This is a genomic window from Mycolicibacterium chubuense, from assembly GCF_001044255.1.
Taxonomy (GTDB): domain Bacteria; phylum Actinomycetota; class Actinomycetes; order Mycobacteriales; family Mycobacteriaceae; genus Mycobacterium; species Mycobacterium chubuense.
In genome coordinates, this window is record NZ_JYNX01000057.1 from 71,546 (window position 1) to 87,384 (window position 15,839).

Annotated in this window: 14 protein-coding genes; 5 read left to right on the plus strand and 9 right to left on the minus strand. The window is 69.4% G+C overall.

All coding sequences use genetic code 11. From position 1 onward, the window contains the following. Positions 1-24 precede the first annotated feature (24 nt). Genes MCHUDSM44219_RS18540 through MCHUDSM44219_RS18550 form a run of 3 tightly spaced genes read right to left on the minus strand, consistent with a single transcriptional unit; the run spans position 25 to position 5,703 of the window. Positions 25-1,845: an ABC transporter ATP-binding protein gene (locus MCHUDSM44219_RS18540; RefSeq protein ID WP_048419708.1), complete on the minus strand. Its 1,821-nt coding sequence runs from the start codon at positions 1,843-1,845 to the stop codon at positions 25-27. Further along, complete coding sequence (locus tag MCHUDSM44219_RS18545; protein ID WP_048419709.1) at positions 1,842-3,737, minus strand: ABC transporter ATP-binding protein; 1,896 nt, start codon at positions 3,735-3,737, stop codon at positions 1,842-1,844. Before MCHUDSM44219_RS18545 ends, MCHUDSM44219_RS18540 begins: the two co-directional genes overlap by 4 nt. Beyond that, entirely contained in the window at positions 3,730-5,703 is a 1,974-nt protein-coding gene (locus MCHUDSM44219_RS18550) for an ABC transporter ATP-binding protein (RefSeq protein ID WP_048419710.1), read from the minus strand. The genes MCHUDSM44219_RS18545 and MCHUDSM44219_RS18550 overlap by 8 nt, the downstream gene beginning before the upstream one ends. Before the next feature lie 90 nt (positions 5,704-5,793). Between MCHUDSM44219_RS18550 and MCHUDSM44219_RS18555 the strand changes: the two genes are divergently transcribed. From MCHUDSM44219_RS18555 to MCHUDSM44219_RS18565, 3 genes are all read left to right on the plus strand, one after another. Next, entirely contained in the window at positions 5,794-6,561 is a 768-nt protein-coding gene (locus MCHUDSM44219_RS18555; RefSeq protein ID WP_048419755.1) for a potassium channel family protein, read from the plus strand. A gap of 40 nt (positions 6,562-6,601) precedes the next feature. Further along, complete coding sequence (gene prrA / locus MCHUDSM44219_RS18560; RefSeq protein ID WP_197044655.1) at positions 6,602-7,312, plus strand: two-component system response regulator PrrA; 711 nt, start codon at positions 6,602-6,604, stop codon at positions 7,310-7,312. A gap of 97 nt (positions 7,313-7,409) precedes the next feature. Beyond that, the gene (locus MCHUDSM44219_RS18565) at positions 7,410-8,753 is read left to right on the plus strand and encodes a sensor histidine kinase (RefSeq protein WP_048419712.1); all 1,344 of its coding nucleotides are present in this window, start codon (positions 7,410-7,412) and stop codon (positions 8,751-8,753) included. Between the two features lie 72 nt (positions 8,754-8,825). On the opposite strand, the gene MCHUDSM44219_RS18570 is transcribed toward MCHUDSM44219_RS18565, so the two are convergent. Both MCHUDSM44219_RS18570 and MCHUDSM44219_RS18575 read right to left on the minus strand, forming a co-directional pair. Further along, the gene (locus MCHUDSM44219_RS18570; RefSeq protein WP_048419756.1) at positions 8,826-9,188 is read right to left on the minus strand and encodes an FKBP-type peptidyl-prolyl cis-trans isomerase; all 363 of its coding nucleotides are present in this window, start codon (positions 9,186-9,188) and stop codon (positions 8,826-8,828) included. A gap of 10 nt (positions 9,189-9,198) precedes the next feature. Continuing rightward, complete coding sequence (locus MCHUDSM44219_RS18575) at positions 9,199-9,951, minus strand: SDR family oxidoreductase (RefSeq protein ID WP_048419713.1); 753 nt, start codon at positions 9,949-9,951, stop codon at positions 9,199-9,201. A gap of 37 nt (positions 9,952-9,988) precedes the next feature. Between MCHUDSM44219_RS18575 and MCHUDSM44219_RS18580 the strand changes: the two genes are divergently transcribed. Together MCHUDSM44219_RS18580 and MCHUDSM44219_RS18585 are read left to right on the plus strand one after the other, a co-directional pair. After that, positions 9,989-10,237, plus strand: coding sequence for a DUF2630 family protein (locus MCHUDSM44219_RS18580; RefSeq protein WP_048419714.1), 249 nt, complete (start codon positions 9,989-9,991; stop codon positions 10,235-10,237). Next, complete coding sequence (locus MCHUDSM44219_RS18585) at positions 10,234-11,802, plus strand: phytoene desaturase family protein (protein ID WP_082162275.1); 1,569 nt, start codon at positions 10,234-10,236, stop codon at positions 11,800-11,802. The genes MCHUDSM44219_RS18580 and MCHUDSM44219_RS18585 overlap by 4 nt, the downstream gene beginning before the upstream one ends. On the opposite strand, the gene MCHUDSM44219_RS18590 is transcribed toward MCHUDSM44219_RS18585, so the two are convergent. From MCHUDSM44219_RS18590 to MCHUDSM44219_RS18605, 4 genes are all read right to left on the minus strand, one after another. Continuing rightward, positions 11,799-12,221 (minus strand): MarR family winged helix-turn-helix transcriptional regulator, encoded by a 423-nt coding sequence (locus MCHUDSM44219_RS18590; protein ID WP_048419715.1) that lies wholly within the window; start codon positions 12,219-12,221, stop codon positions 11,799-11,801. The genes MCHUDSM44219_RS18585 and MCHUDSM44219_RS18590 overlap by 4 nt on opposite strands. Further along, entirely contained in the window at positions 12,211-13,665 is a 1,455-nt protein-coding gene (locus tag MCHUDSM44219_RS18595) for an MFS transporter (protein WP_109777836.1), read from the minus strand. The genes MCHUDSM44219_RS18590 and MCHUDSM44219_RS18595 overlap by 11 nt, the downstream gene beginning before the upstream one ends. A 79-nt stretch (positions 13,666-13,744) precedes the next feature. After that, a complete protein-coding gene (locus MCHUDSM44219_RS18600; RefSeq protein WP_082162274.1) occupies positions 13,745-15,049 on the minus strand; it encodes a citrate synthase in 1,305 nt (434 codons plus the stop codon). A gap of 102 nt (positions 15,050-15,151) precedes the next feature. Continuing rightward, the gene (locus tag MCHUDSM44219_RS18605) at positions 15,152-15,802 is read right to left on the minus strand and encodes a TetR family transcriptional regulator (protein WP_048419716.1); all 651 of its coding nucleotides are present in this window, start codon (positions 15,800-15,802) and stop codon (positions 15,152-15,154) included. Positions 15,803-15,839 lie beyond the last annotated feature (37 nt).

Here is a 15,839-nt window from a genome sequence, read left to right on the forward strand (position 1 = left end):
CCCTATGGCCGGGCCGGCCTGATGTCAGGCCAGGGACTGAACCCACGACCGGTGCAGCGCGGCGTAATGACCGTCGGCGCGCGCCGTCAACTCCTCTGGCGAGCCGTCCTCGACGATGCGGCCGTGCTCGAGCACCAGCACCCGGTCGGCGATCTGCACCGTCGAGAGCCGGTGCGCGATCACGATCGCGGTCCGCTCGGCGAGCACCGTCTCGAGCGCCCGCTGCACCATCCGCTCGCTCGGGATGTCGAGCGACGACGTGGCCTCGTCGAGGATCAGCACCGCGGGGTCGGCGAGGAACGCCCGGGCGAACGCGACCAGCTGCCGCTGCCCCGCCGACAGCCGGTCGCCGCGCTTGGCGACATCGGTGTCATAGCCCTCCGGCAGCGCGTCGATGAACCCGTCCGCGCCGACGGCCTGGGCGGCCGCCCGTACCTCCTCGTCGGTGGCGCCGGGCCGCCCGAAGCGGATGTTGTCGGCGACCGTGCCGCCGAACATGAAGTTCTCCTGCGTGACCATCACGACGTGACGCCGCAGATCGGCCTGCCTGAGGTCGCGCAGGTCCACCCCGTCGAGGGAGACGCTGCCCGCGACCGGGTCGTAGAACCGGGTGACCAGTTTGGCGATCGTGGTCTTACCCGCGCCCGTCGTTCCCACCAGCGCGACGGTCTGACCCGCAGGCACCACCAGGTCTAGATCCGGCAGCACCGGCCTGTTGGGGACGTATTCGAAGCGGACGTCGCGGAAGGCGATCTCCCCACGCACCGAGTCGAGTTCGACCGGCTCGGCCGGATCGGCGATCCCCGGTTTCTCGGCGAGCACCCCGGCGAGCTTCTCCAGCGCCGACGATGCCGACTGGAAGGTGTTGAAGAACTGCGAGATCTCCTGCATCGGTTCGAAGAACATCCGCAGGTACAACAGGAACGCGGCGAGCGTGCCGATGGTCATCTGCCCGTGCAGCACCCGGTATCCGCCGTAGAGCAGCACCATGCCGGTGGTGATGTTGCCGACGAACTTCACCCCCGGCATGAAGATCGCCAGCAGTTTGAAGGTCTTCTCGTTGATCACCCGGTAGCGGTCGGCGATGTCTTCGAAGATCTGCTGGTTGCGCGGCTCGCGGCGGTAGGCCTGCACCGCCTTGATGCCCGTCATGGTCTCGACGAACTGGACGATCACCAGCGCGGAGATCTCGCGCACCTCGCGGTAGATCCGTGACGACTCGCGGTGGAACCACGCCACCAGCGCCACCAGGACGGGGAAGGCGGCCAGACACATCAGCCCGAGTTTCGCGTCGAGCGTGATCAGCAGCACCGAGGTGCCGAACAGCGTGAGGACCGCGGTGATCAGAGAGTCGAAACCCGTCTCCAGCATGTCCTGGATCGCTTCGACGTCGTTGGTGGACCGGCTCACCACGCGGCCCGAGGTGTAGCGGTCGTGGAAGGCGATGTCGAGCCGGCCGAAATGCCGGAACACCCGCCTGCGCAGTTCGCGAAGCACCCGCTGGCCGATGCGGCCCGACCGGCGCAGGAAGAACATCCGGGCGCTGGCCTGCACGACCACCACGCCGCACAGCACCCCGACGATCACCATCAGGGTGCGCGCCGAGCCACCGTCGAGCAACGGGGGGATCCCGTTGTCGATGCCCTTCTGCACCAACAGCGGAACGGACAGCCGCGCAACGTTTTCCACCACCACGACGATCGCCAGCGCCAGCACCGTCCAGCGGTACGGGCGCAGCAGCGAGCCCAGCAGGGCCCGCGCCTCGCGGCGGCGCGGCACCGATTCGTCGATGGGCAGGTCGTCGTGTTCGTCGAACCGGCCACGCCAGTCGGGTGCCACGCTCACGGCCGTCGCTCCAGGATCTCGCGCTCCAGCGTCGGGCGGCGATCGTCGTCGTCGGGCAGCGCCAACGGCTCATCCGACCAGTCGGTCTCGCGCTCACAGCCGTCGTCGAGTTCGTCGTCGGCGGCCAGCAGGTAGCGGTACTCGGGCACGTCGGCCAGCAGCTCGGCGTGGGTGCCGACGTGGGTGATGGTGCCGTTCTGCAGCAGCGCGACCCGGTCGGCGAGCAGCACGGTCGACGCGCGGTGGGCGACCACGACGCCGGTGACCGCGTGCAGGACGCGGCGCAGCGCCTCCTCGACGACGGCCTCGGTGTGCACGTCGAGCGCCGACAAGGTGTCGTCGAGCACCAGGATGCGCGGGCCGGCCAGGATCGCGCGCGCCAGCGAAAGACGTTGCCGTTGACCGCCGGACAGGCTCATGCCCTGCTCGCCGATGCGGGTGTCCAGGCCGTAGGGCAGGTCGTAGACGAACTGCGCGGCGGCCACCTCGACGGCCTGGCGCAGCTCGTCGTCGGATGCGTCCGGCTTACCGAGGCGCAGGTTCTCGGCCACCGACATCGAGAACAGCGTCGGATCCTCGAAGGCCGTCGCGACCGCCTGCCGCAGCGCGTCGAGGCTGAGTTCGCGGATGTCCTGCGCGTCGATGCGGATCTCGCCCTCGGTCACGTCGTACAACCGGGACAGCAGACCCACCAGCACCGACTTGCCGGATCCGGTCGCGCCGACCAGCGCGAGCGTCTCCCCCGGCTCGACGGTCACGGTGACGTGACGCAGCGCCCAGTCCTCGGAGTCCGGGAACCGGAAGCCGACGTCGACGAGTTCGAGGCGGCCGCCGCGCGGACTCTGCTCGCGCGGACCGTCGGTGATGTCGCGTGGCGCGTCGAAGATCTCGGCGATGCGGTTGGCCGCCGTGAACGACTCCTGGGTCATCGACAGCAGGAAGCCCAGCGACGCGATCGGCCAGACCAGCGACAGCATCATCGTGATGAATGCGACCAGCGTCCCCATCGTCACGGAGCCGTGCCCGGCGGCGTACGCGCCGAAGCCCAACACCAGGATCAGCGTCAGGTTCGGGATGATCTCCAGCAGCGTCCAGAATTTCGCCGACACCGTCACCCGGTTCACCTGGGTCTCGTAAAGATCGGTGAGCTGCTCGTCGAACCGGTCGTAGACGTAGTCCTCGCGGCCGAACGACTTGACCACCCGCAGCCCGAGCGCAGCCTCCTCGACGTGGGTGGCGACGTGGCCGGCCTGGTCCTGCGCCTGTCGCGACAGCCGGGTGTACTCCTGCTGGAAGTGCAGCACGGTGAGCGTGATCGGGATGATCGACACCAGCACCACCACGCCCAGCGGCCAGTACATCGCCAGCAGGATCGCGGTGACGACGGTGATCTGAAGGACGTTGAGGATCAGGAACGTCAAACCGAACGACATGAAGCGCCGAATCGTGCTGAGATCGTTCATGATTCGCGACAGCAACTGGCCCGACTGCCAGCGGCCGTGAAACGACATCGGCAGGATCTGCAGCCGCGCGTAGAGGTCTTTGCGGATGTCGGCCTCGACACCCATGGTCGCGCGGGCCACCAGCCATCGCCGGATGAACCACAGCACGGCCTCGGCGATGCCGACCCCCGTCGCCGCCGCGCCCAGCGTCCACAGCCCCTGCTGGTCCTGATGGCGCACCGGCCCGTCGATGACGGCCTTGGTCATCAGCGGGATCGCCACAGTGGCCGCGAGGCTTGCGAAGGCGACGGTGAACATCAGGATCCACCGGCCGCGGTACGGCAGCAGGTAGGGCAGCATCCGCCACAGGTCCGAGCTCGGCCTCACCCGTCGGGGTGGCGGCGCGATCGCGGGCGCTGCGCGCAACGCGTTGTCTCCGAATTCAGCCACTCAGAACATCTTCCCACTGCGGGCAAGTGGTTAACTCGTCTACCGAACGTGCGGTGCAGGGCAGATGTGCGTGCGGACCGGTATGACCGCAGACGCGCCGCTCGGGGCCGAACTGGGTGCGGTACAGCTCGGCGTAGCGGCCGCCGCGGCCCAGCAGTTCGGTGTGCGTGCCGCGCTCCACGATGCGGCCGTCCTCGACGACCAGGATCAGATCGGCGGCCCGGATGGTCGAGAGCCGGTGCGCGATCACCAGCGACGTGCGGCCGGCGAGCGCTTCGGCCAGCGCCTGCTGCACCTTGGCCTCCGACTCCGAGTCCAGCGACGCGGTGGCCTCGTCGAGCACGACGACGCGGGGCGCGGCCAGCAGCAGGCGCGCGATGGTCAGTCGCTGACGCTGGCCCCCGGACAGCCGGTATCCACGCTCGCCGACCACGGTGTCGAGCCCGTCGGGCATGTCGGCGACGACCTCGTCGAGCCGGGCGCGACGCAGCGCCTCCCAGATCTCGGCGTCGGTCGCCTCCGGGGCGGCGAGCGCGAGGTTGGCCCGGATCGATTCGTGGAACAGGTGCCCGTCCTGGGTGACCATGCCGACGGTGTCCTTCAGCGACGCGAACGTCGCGTCGCGCACGTCGACGCCGCCCAGCCGGATCGCGCCGGAATCGACATCGTAGAGCCGCGCCAACAACGACGCCGTCGTCGACTTCCCTGCGCCTGACGACCCCACCAGCGCCACCATCTGACCGGGGTGCGCAGTGAACGAGATGCCGTGCAGCACTTCGTCGGCGCCGCGGTCGTCGAGTTCGGCGACCTCCTCCAGCGAGGCCAGCGAGACCTTGTCGGCGGCCGGGTAGGAGAAGTGGACGTCGTCGAACTCCACGGTGACCGGGCCGTCGGGGATCGCGACGGCGCCGGGCCGTTCGCGGATCAGCGGAACCAGGTCGAGCACCTCGAAGACACGCTCGAAACTGACGAGCGCCGTGGCGATCTCGACGCGGGCATTGGCGAGCGCGGTCAGCGGCGCGTACAGCCGGGTCAGCAGCAGCGCCAGCGACACGATCGCGCCGGCCTGCATCTGACCGCCCAGGGCCAGGGCGCCGCCGAGGCCGTAGACCAGCGCGAGCGCCAGCGCCGACATCAACGTCAGCGAGTTCATGAACGTCGCCTGCAGCATCGCGGTGCGCACCCCGATGTCGCGCACCCGGCCCGCCCGCACGGCGAACTCGCGGGATTCGACGTCGGTGTCCCCGAACAATTTGACCAGCGTGGCGCCGGGCGCCGAGAACCGCTCGGTCATCTGCGTGTTCATCGTGGCGTTGTGGGCGGCGGCCTCGCGGGACAGCGTGGCCATCGCCGAGCCGATGCGCCGGGCCGGCAGGAGGAACAGCGGCATCAACACCAGCGACACCAGGGTCACCTGCCAGGAGATGCTGATCATCACCGCGAGCGTCAGCGTCAGCGTGACGATGTTGGAGACCACCCCGGAAAGCGTGTCGGAGAACGCCCGCTGGGCGCCCATCACGTCGTTGCCCAGGCGGCTCACCAGCGCGCCGGTGCGGGTCCTGGTGAAGAACGCCACCGGCATCCGCTGCACGTGGTCGAACACCGCCGTGCGCAGATCCAGGATCAGGCCCTCGCCGATCGTCGACGACAGCCACCGCGTCAGCAAAGACATCGCCGCCTCGGCGAGCGCCACCGCGGCGATCACCGTCGCCAACAGCGCGACCACGCCCACAGTGCCGCCACCGGTGATCTCGTCGACCACGCGGCCGGCCAGCAGTGGCGTGGCCACCGTCAGCACGGCACTCAGGACGCTGACCAGGAGGAACACCCACAGCATGCGGTGGTGCCGACCGGCGAATCGCCAGATCCGCGCCAACAGCCGACGGTCCGCCAACGACCGCAGATCACCGCCTCGGGCATGCGTCTGCCGGTACAGCGACTGCCGGGCAACCGTTTCCAAGCTCATCTCATCACCGTAGAACCTCAACAATGGGTGAGGTCAAAGACTTCCCAGCCGGCCGGGATAGGGTTCAGACCCGTGTCCGAGGTGACCGTGATGACCACGCCCGTCCCGGTGGTGGAGACGAAACTGCAGGCCTGGGAGCGGCGCGCCGAGTGGCCGCTGGCGCTCGCGGCGGTGCTGTTCCTCGCCGCCTACAGCGTCGAGGTACTCGCGACGCCCGCCGGTGCGGCCGCCGTCGCGGTCCGAATCGTCAGCATCGCGTCATGGTTGATGTTCGTCGTCGACTACGCCGTCCGTCTCTGTCTCGCCGACCAGCGGTGGCGGTGGTTCTCCCGTCACCTGTTCGATCTGGCGATCGTCGCCCTGCCCGTGCTGCGGCACCTGCGGCTGCTGCGCCTGGTCACGTTGATCACGGTGCTCAACCGCGCCGTCGGGCACGCCATCCGCGGTCGCGTGGTGATGTACACGGTCGGCGGCGCGGTGCTGCTGGTCTACGTCGCGTCGCTCGCCGTCCTGCAGAACGAGCGCGGCTACCCCGGCGCCCAGATCACCCACTTCGGCGAGGCGCTGTGGTGGGCGATGACGACGATCACCACGGTCGGCTACGGCGACCTGACGCCGGTGAGTCCCACCGGGCGGGTGATCGCCGTGCTGCTGATGATCGGCGGCATCAGCCTGCTGGGCTCGATCACCGCGACGCTCGCCTCGTGGATCGTGCAGCGCGTGGCCGACGAGGACACCGCGGCGCGCGTCGTGACCACCGAGCACATCGACGTCCTGGTGACCGAGATCCAGGAGCTGCGGGCCGAGGTGCGGCGCCTGGGCGGCAGCTCCCGGCCCCGCGACGGGCTGGACGGGTAACGGGCCAGGGTCCCCCAGCTCGAGGCCCGCATCAGGCAAGATTGCGGGCATGGACAGTGCAGTGGGCTCGCCCCGGGTGCTCGTGGTCGACGACGATCCCGACGTGCTCGCCTCCCTCGAGCGCGGCCTGCGGTTGTCCGGTTTCGACGTGTTCACCGCCGTGGACGGCGCCGAGGCCCTGCGCAGCGCCACCGAGACGCGCCCCGATGCGATCGTGCTCGACATCAACATGCCGGTGCTCGACGGCGTGTCCGTGGTGACCGCTCTGCGCGCGATGGACAACGACGTTCCGGTCTGTGTGCTGTCGGCGCGGTCGTCGGTCGACGACCGCGTCGCGGGGCTGGAGGCCGGCGCGGACGATTACCTGGTCAAGCCGTTCGTGCTCGCCGAGCTGGTGGCCCGGGTGAAGGCGCTGCTGCGGCGGCGCGGATCCACGGCGACGTTCTCGTCGGAGACCATCACCGTCGGCCCGCTCGAGGTCGACATCCCGGGCCGGCGCGCCCGCGTCGACGGGGTCGACGTCGACCTGACCAAGCGCGAGTTCGATCTGCTGGCGGTGCTCGCCGAACACAAGACCGCGGTGCTGTCCCGCGCGCAGCTGCTCGAGCTGGTCTGGGGCTACGACTTCGCCGCCGACACCAACGTCGTCGACGTCTTCATCGGCTACCTGCGGCGCAAGCTGGAGGCCAACGGCGCGCCGCGCCTGCTGCACACGGTCCGCGGCGTCGGATTCGTCCTGCGTCAGCAGTGATGAGCGCTTGCGCGAAGAACCGGCGGTAGTGATGAGCGCTTGCGCGAAGAACCGGCGGTAGTGATGAGCGCTTGCGCGAAGAACCGGCAGCAGTAGCGTGATCGCCCTGTCCCGCATCTTCCGGCGCACACCGTCGCTGCGCACGCGGGTCGCGTTCGCCACCGCCATCGCCGCGGCGATCGTCGTCGGCATCGTCGGCACCGTCGTATGGGTCGGCATCACCCAGGACCGCAAGGAACGCCTCGACCGCCGTCTCGACGAGGCGGCCGGCTTCGCGATCCCGTTCCTGCCGCGCGGCCTCGACGAGATCCCGCCCTCGCCCAACGACCAGGACGCCGTGATCACCGTGCGCCGCGGCGACGGCCAGGTGACGTCCAACAGCAAGGTCGTGCTGCCCGAGCTGGAGCCCGGCTACGCCGACACCTACGTCGACGGGGTGCGCTACCGGGTACGCACGGTGCTGCTGTCCACCCCGGAGCCGATGTCCGTCGCCGTCGGCGCCACCTACGACGCGACGATCACCGACACCAACAACCTGCACCGGCGGGTGCTGATCATCTGCACGCTGGCCGTGGGTGCGGCCACGTTCGGCGGCTGGCTGCTCGCGGCGTTCGCGGTGCGCCCGTTCAAACGGCTGGCCCAGCAGACCCGGCAGATCGACGCCGGCGACGAGGCCCCCGACATCGACATCCGCGGCGCCACCGAGGCCGTCGAGATCGCCGACGCGATCAAGGGCCTCGTCGGGCGCGTCTGGGAGGAGCAGGGCCGGACCAAGGCGGCGCTGGCGTCGGCACGCGACTTCGCGTCGGTGTCGGCGCACGAGCTGCGCACCCCGCTGACCGCGATGCGCACCAACCTCGAGGTGCTCGCGACGTTGGATCTCGGCGAGGAGCAGCGCAAGGAGGTCGTCGGCGACGTGATCCGCACCCAGACCCGCATCGAGGCGACACTCGGCGCGCTGGAGCGGCTCGCCCAAGGGGAACTGTCCACCGAGGACGACCACGTGCCCGTCGACATCACCGAGCTGCTCGACCGGGCCGCCCACGACGCGATGCGCGTCTACCCCGACCTCGAGGTGTCCCTGGTGCCGGCGCCGACGGTGATCATCGTCGGGCTGCCCGCCGGCCTGCGCCTGGCGGTCGACAACGCGATCGCCAATGCGGTCAAACACGGCGGCGCCACCCGTGTGCAGCTCTCGGCGGTCAGCTCGCGCGCCGGGGTCGAGATCGCGATCGACGACGACGGCGTCGGGGTGCCCGAGGAGGAGCGCCGGGTCGTGTTCGAGCGGTTCTCCCGCGGCTCCACGGCGTCACACTCGGGATCGGGGTTGGGGCTGGCCCTGGTGGCGCAGCAGGCCGAATTGCACGGCGGCACCGCGTCATTGGAGGCGAGCCCACTCGGCGGGGCGCGGCTGCTGCTGCGCCTGCCCGGCCCGCACTAATCTCCGCCGAAACTGTATTCCACGCGCTGTTTCCGGCGTTCTGGCCGCGCGGAATACAGTTTCGGCGACGGGTCAGCGGGTGCCCAGAAGGTCGATGACGAAGATCAGCGTCTTGCCCGACAGCCGGTGCCCACCGCCGGCGGGACCGTAGGCCTGCTCCGGTGGGATGGTGAGCTTGCGACGGCCACCGACCTTCATCCCGGGGATGCCGTCCTGCCAGCCCTGGATGAGTCCGCGCAGCGGGAACTCGATGGACTCACCGCGGTTCCAGGAGCTGTCGAACTCCTCCCCGGTGTCGAACTCCACGCCGAGGTAGTGCACCTCCACGTTGGCGCCCGGCACCGCCTCCGGACCGTCGCCCACGACGAGGTCTTCGATCACCAGCTCGGTGGGCGGCGGGCCTTCGGGGAAGTCGATCTCGGGTTTGGTAGCCATGACGGCCACCCTAGACCGCCGACCGGACCTCCTCGGGCTGCAACCACTCGGTCGGGCGCAGCAGCACCACCTCGGGCACGATGCAGGCCGCCGACAGCCGCGTCGTCATCCGCACCACCTCCGCCACATCGCGCGGGGTGATCATCGTCGAGGCCGCGATCGCGTCCCGATAGGTATCGGCCATCGGGGTGTCCACCAGGCCGGGACAGATCGCGGTGGCCTTGATGCCCGACGTCGAGAGTTCGTCGTGCAGCGCCTCGGTGAACCCCACCACGGCGGCCTTGGTCGCCGAGTACGACGACAGCGTGGCCTCGCCGCGCTTACCGGCGTTCGAGGCCGTGTTGACGATCTGGGCCCGACCACGTTGTCGGACAGCCTCTTTGAGCAGCGGCTGACACTTGGCGGTCAGCAGCACGACGGCGCGGATGTTGACCGCCAGCTGAGCGTCGAGGAAGTCGGCGGTGATGTCGCCGACCAGCCGGTTGCCGGCGATACCGGCATTGTTGACCAGCAGGTCCAACGACGCGTGTTCGGCGGTGTGGAGCGCGACGACCTCGTCGAGGAACGCCTCCTCGGCCACCGACCCGGCGAGCGTGCGCACGGCGGGGCCCTTCGCCGCGACGACCGATGCCGCCGCGGCTTCGAGCTTGGCGGGGTCTCGGCCCACCATCGTCACCGCGAAGCCTTCCTCCCGCAGAGCCGCCGCGATCGCCACGCCGATGCCTCCGGACGCCCCGGTCACCAGGGCACTACGCACAGTCACCCGATCATTAGATCCCGCCGGGGGGCAGACTGTAGGCGTGGCCAACGACGAAGACATCCTCGCCCAGGTGAACCAGCTCGTCGCGGAGGAGAAGGAACTCCGCGACAAGCTGCAACATCACGAGATCGACGAGTCCGAAGAGCATCAGCGGCTGCGCGCCGTCGAGGTCCAACTCGACCAGTGCTGGGATCTGCTGCGCCAGCGCCGCGCGCTGCGCGAGACCGGCGGCGACCCCGGCGCCGCCCAGGTGCGGCCCGCCGACGAGGTCGAGGGCTACCTGAACTGAGCGCTCGCACCGACACCCGGGTCGACGCCGTCATCGTCGGCGGCGGACACAACGGTCTGGTGGCCGCGGGCTACCTGGCCAGAGCGGGCCGTCGGGTGCGGGTGCTGGAACGACTCGATCATGTCGGCGGTGCGGCCGTGTCGACGCACGCCTTCGAGGGGGTCGACGCCCGGCTGTCGCGGTACTCGTACCTGGTGAGCCTGCTGCCGCAGCGCATCGTCGACGATCTCGGCGCCCGGATCCGGCTGGTGCGCCGACGGTACTCGTCCTACACCCCCGACCCGGGCACCGGCGGCCGGACCGGACTGCTGGTGGGACCGGAGTCGACGTTCGGTGCGGTCGGCGCCGCGACCGACGAGGCGGGGTTCGACGAGTTCTACCGGCGCTGCCGTGCCGTCACGACGCACGTCTGGCCGACCCTGACCGAGCCGCTGCGTACCCGCTCCGAGATGCGCCACGCCGTCGTCGCCGCAGGCGGAGCCGACGCGCAAACGGCGTGGCGGGCGATCGTCGACCGTCCGATCGGCGAGGCGATCACGTCAGCGGTGCAAAGCGACCTCGTTCGCGGGGTGATGGCCACCGATGCGTTGATCGGCACGTTCGCGGCCCTCGACGACGCGTCGCTGCGGCAGAACGTGTGCTTCCTCTACCACCTCGTCGGCGGCGGGAGCGGCGACTGGGACGTGCCGGTCGGCGGGATGGGTGCGGTGACCGGCGCGCTGGCGGCGGCCGCGGCCGGCTTCGGGGCGGATATCGTCACCGGTGCCGAGGTGGAGTCGATCACTCCCGACGGTGAGGTGCACTACCGGCACGGCGGCGCCGAGCATCGAGTGGTCGCCGACCGGGTCCTGGCCAATGTCACGCCGGCCGTGCTGGCGCGGCTGCTGGGCGAACCCGCCCCCGACGTGGCGCCCGGGGCCCAGGTGAAGGTGAACCTGATGCTGCGTCGACTGCCGCGACTGCGGGACGCGAGCGTGGCCCCGGAGCAGGCCTTCGGCGGGACGTTCCACATCAACGAGAGCTACGCCCAACTCGACTCCGCCTACCGGCAGGCCGCCGGAGGTGCTGTGCCCGAACCTCTTCCCTGCGAGATCTACTGCCACTCACTGGCCGACCCGACGATCCTGTCCGACGAGTTGCGTGAGGCGGGTGCGCAGACGCTCACCGTGTTCGGACTGCACACGCCGCATGGGCTGACCGCGTCGGGCGCGCCCGACCGGACGCGTGACGCACTCACCTCCGCGGTGCTGACGTCACTGAATTCGGTTCTGGCCGAACCCGTTCAGGACGTGCTCATGGAGGACGCGGCGGGCCGGCTGTGCATCGAGACGAAGACGACGGCGGATCTCGAGGACGCGCTGGGCATGACGAACGGCAACATCTTCCACGGGTCGCTGTCGTGGCCGTTCGCCGAGGACGACGAACCCCTCGCAACGCCGGCGCAGCGGTGGGGCGTCGCCACCGCCCATGACCGAATCCTGCTGTGCGGGTCGGGCTCTCGTCGCGGTGGCGCCGTGTCGGGGATCGGTGGGCACAATGCCGCGATGGCGGTGCTGGAGGCTTAGCCGTTGGCCAGCTTGTCGAGCAGGGCGCGCAGCGTCAGCAGGTCGGCGTCGTCCAGCGTGGTGAGCACGTCGGGAGCCGGGTCGCGGACAGCGTCGATTCTGCTCACCACCTCGCGGCCCGCGTCGGTCAGCGACACCACCTTGCAGCGACGGTTCTGCGGGTTCACCTCGCGCACCACCAGCCCGCGGTCCTCGAGGTCGTTGACCGCAACGGTCGCTGCGGGGGCGTCGATGGTGGCGGCGGCGGCGAGTTCCTTGACGGTCATCGGAGCGCGGCTGAGCCGCTTGAGGATTCGGATCCGGCTGAACGGCAACCCGGACTGCTCGACCACCGCGCGCTTCCACCCGTCGCGGTGATCCATCACCAGCGACGACAGGTCGCGCCATACCGTGTCCGCGAGGCCGTCGTCACCGGACATGGGCGTCCACCCGGTTCGGCGTTCCGGCGATCAGCGGTGCGAGCCGCTCGGCGGAGCGCATCGCCCGCGCCGATGTGGAGAACAGTCCCAGCGCGAGGATGATCAGCCCGAGGGCGATGCACACGAACCAGAGCGGCCGGGCGGCCGCGGCGAAATCCGCGCCCGCCATCGTCATCGCGGACCCGGCGACCGAACCGCACAGCGCCACACCGATACTGACGCCCACCTGACGGCTCGTCGACGTCACGGCCGACGCGGCCCCGGCCCGGTCGAGCGGCATGCCGCCCACCGCGGCGTTCGTGATGGGGGCGTTGACCATCGAGAACCCGATGCCGAACACCGCGAAGACCACCAGCAGCGACCACACCGGCGTCGAGGCCGTCAGGAACGTCAGCATCGTCGACGCCGCAGCGATCAGCACGCCGGCGATCACCAGCGACGGGCGGGCCCCGAAGCGGCCCACCAGCCGGCCCGAGAGCGGTGAGAACACCAGCGCGCCCACCGCGATCGGCAGGTAGATCAGGCCGGTGTGCATGGCCGAATAGCCCCGCTCGCCCTGCAGGTACAGCGACATCATGAAAAGGAAGGCTCCCCAGGCGGCGAACGCGCTGACGGCCGATACGGTCGCGGAGGTGAACGGGATGCTGCGGAAGAAGCGCAGATCGAGGAAGGGGTCGTGGCGGCGGGACTCGTAGCGCAGGAACGCCGCGAGCGCGACGACTGCGACGGCCGCGACGCCGAGGACGCGGGCGTGCGTCCAGCCGAGGACCGGGCCCTCGATCAGCGCGTAGACGACGCCGAAGAGGGTGACCACGGCGAGCAGCTGACCGATCGGGTCGACGTTGCGCATCGTCGCGGACTTGGTCTCGGGGACGAAGATCGCGGTCAGCAGCAGCGCGGCCGCGCAGATGGGCAGGTTGATCCAGAACACCGAGCGCCAGCCCACGGTCTGGATGAGCAGTCCGCCGACGATCGGGCCGAGCGCCATCGAGATGCCGACCACCGCACCCCACACGCCGAGAGCTCGCCCGCGCTCTTCGCGGCCGACGAAGATCTGCGAGATGATCGACAGCGCAACGGGATTGAGCATCGACCCGCCGATGCCCTGCAGCAGGCGGGCGCCGATGAGCGTGTCGATCGTCGGGGCGAGGCTGCACGCCAGCGATCCCACCGCGAACAGCGCGAGTCCGGTCTGGAACACCCGGCGGCGGCCGAAGCGGTCGCCCGTCGCGCCGGCCAGCATCAGCAGCGACGCCAGCACCAGCGTGTAGATGTCGACGACCCACTGCATCTGCGCCGGCGAGGCCGACAGGTCGGTGCGGATGGCGGGGATCGCGACATTGACGATCGTGGCGTCCATCGACACGATGAGCAGGCTCAGACAGCAGGACACCAGCACGATCGTCTTGCGTCTCGGCGTCAGCGTGCCGACGGTTTCATTCACACAACTATTGTGAAACTACAACTATCACGATCACAAGTGACAGCGCTGTGACGCTCGACGCACCCCGGCGTCGGCGGGATCAGCGGGAGCCGATGTCGGCGTAGTCGCGCTCGGTGTAGCCGGTGTAGATCTGCCGCGGACGGCCGATCTTGTTCGGCTCACCGTGCATCTCGCGCCAGTGGGCGATCCACCCCGGCAGCCGGCCCAGCGCGAACAGCACAGTGAACATCCGCGTCGGGAAGCCCATGGCCCGGTAGATCACGCCGGTGTAGTAGTCGACGTTCGGGTAGAGCTTGCGCTCGACGAAGAAGTCGTCGGTCAGCGCGATCTCCTCGAGCTCCTTGGCGATGTCGAGCAGCTCGTCCTTCACGCCGATCTTGCCGAGGATCTTGTCGGCCTGCTCCTTGACGATGCGGGCACGCGGATCGTAGTTCTTGTAGACGCGGTGCCCGAAGCCCATCAGCTTGACGTTGTCCTCGCGGTTCTTCACCTTCTTGACGAAGGTCGCCACGTCGTCGTCGCCGTCCCGGATCTTCGACAGCATCTCGAGCACGGCCTGGTTGGCGCCGCCGTGCAGCGGGCCCCACAGCGCGTTGATGCCGCCGGAGATCGAGGTGAACAGGTTGGCCTGCGAGCTGCCCACCAGCCGCACCGTCGACGTCGAGCAGTTCTGCTCGTGGTCGGCGTGCAGGATGAACAGCATGTCCAGCGCCCGCACGATCTCGGGATCGACCTCGTAGGGCTCGGCCGGGAAACCGAACGTCATCCGCAGGAAGTTCTCGACCAGCGTCAGCGAGTTGTCCGGGTAGAGGAACGGCTGCCCCTCGGACTTCTTGTAGGCATACGCCGCGATGGTCGGCAGCTTTGCCAGCAGGCGGATGGTCGACAGCTCCACCTGTTGCGGGTCGAACGGGTCCAGGGAGTCCTGGTAGTAGGCGCTCAGCGCGTTCACCGCGCTGGACAGCACCGGCATCGGGTGCGCGTTGCGCGGGAAGCCGTCGAAGAACCGCTTCAGGTCCTCGTGCAGCAACGTGTGCCGCTGGATCTGGGTGGTGAACTTCTCGAGCTGCTCCTCGGTCGGCAGCTCGCCGTAGATCAGCAGGTAGCTGACCTCGATGAAGTTCGAGTTCTCCGCGAGCTGTTCGATCGGGTAGCCGCGGTACCGCAGAATGCCGGCGTCGCCGTCGATATAGGTGATGGCGCTCTTGGTGGACGCCGTGTTGACGAAACCGCCGTCGAACGTCGTGTAGCCGGACTTTGCCAGCAACGAACCCAGCGCGATGCCGTCCGCGCCCTCAGAAGCTTTGACGATGTCGAGTTCCAACTCGCCACCGGGGTAGGACAGGGTGGCGTGCTCTTTCCCGGCTTCGGCGTTATCGGCCACTGGGATCCCTTCGGTCTCGGGTCTATCGGGAATCGTGGAGTCTGACTACAGAAGGTAGTCCCATTCCCGTGCGCACGCCCGCGGGGGTCGCTGACAGCGGCATCAGACGGGTTGCCCGAGCCCCGCCGTCTCAACCATGAAGTCGGCGTAGATCGCGTCGAAGGCCGCCACCGCGTCGTCGACGTCGAATTCGGCCGCCGTCGCGGAGTTGCCGGCGAGCTCGAGCATCGCGGTCATCAGCAGCGCGCTGGACACGGCGGACACCAATTTGACCCGCCGATCATCGACGGTGGTGCCCATCCGCTCGGCCAGCACGGCGTCCACGCGGTGTGCACGGTACTCGACCGCGGCGTGCTGCAGCGTGCCCGACGAGATCAAGATCCGCATGATCAGCAGCAACCGATCCGAGGACAGGCCCCCCGGCGCCGCGCGCTTGCTGTTCTCGGCCATCGCGAGATAGGCCCGGCGCACAGCGTCGAGGTGGCACATGTCCCGCGGTTGCCGCGCCAGTTCCCGGGCCACGGTCTCGAGAATCTCGTCGACCAGGGCGAGCACGATGGCGTCCTTGGTGGTGAAGTACCGGCTGAAGGTGCGCGGCGACACGTCGGCGATCGCGGCGATCTGTTCGACGGTCGTGCTGTCGTAGCCCTGGCGGGCGCACAGGTCGACCGCGGCGTCCATCAGGGTGGCGCGGGTGCGGCGTTTCTTGCGCTCCCGCAGCCCGAGGATGGGCTCCGCCCCGACGTCATCCACGCTGGTGGATGCTAGTCCGTCGGGCTGTGCGGTGAGG

Coding starts and splice junctions, on each gene's coding strand:
- MCHUDSM44219_RS18555 (WP_048419755.1), top strand. CDS start 5,794: ATGACCACGCCCGTCCCGGTGGTGGAGACGAAACTGCAGGCCTGGGAG.
- MCHUDSM44219_RS18590 (WP_048419715.1), bottom strand. CDS start 12,221: ATGTCCGGTGACGACGGCCTCGCGGACACGGTATGGCGCGACCTGTCG.
- MCHUDSM44219_RS18550 (WP_048419710.1), bottom strand. CDS start 5,703: ATGAGCTTGGAAACGGTTGCCCGGCAGTCGCTGTACCGGCAGACGCAT.
- MCHUDSM44219_RS18570 (WP_048419756.1), bottom strand. CDS start 9,188: ATGGCTACCAAACCCGAGATCGACTTCCCCGAAGGCCCGCCGCCCACC.